The organism is Affinundibacterium flavidum, assembly GCF_014284175.1.
Lineage (GTDB): Bacteria > Pseudomonadota > Gammaproteobacteria > Burkholderiales > Burkholderiaceae_D > Undibacterium > Undibacterium flavidum.
In genome coordinates, this window is sequence record NZ_JACOGA010000080.1 from 1 (window position 1) to 254 (window position 254).

Below are 254 nucleotides of genomic sequence, written 5' to 3' on the forward strand. Positions count from 1 at the left end.
CCATGGCAGGCATGTAGAGCGCTTTGCGAATAAAAGTATGTCCCACTTTTGACATACGAGTCTTGCTCCGCACACTACTGCCAGATTCATGATGACGTGGGTCGAGTCCTGCAAATGCAATTGCTTTTTCACTGAGGTAAATCGCTCTGTATCAGCATAGTATGAAAGCAAAATGGCGATGGTGCGTTCTCCTAAACCAGGTATGCTATCCAATAATTTCTGCTTATCTTTTAAGTCCGGATCGTTCCGAGTAT

General features: G+C 44.5%; 1 protein-coding gene. It reads right to left on the reverse strand.

Annotated elements, in window-relative coordinates:
* On the reverse strand, window positions 1-73 hold a 73-nt coding region (locus H8K55_RS22385), incomplete at its 3' end, for a hypothetical protein (RefSeq protein ID WP_408057992.1).
* Window positions 74-254 lie beyond the last annotated feature (181 nt).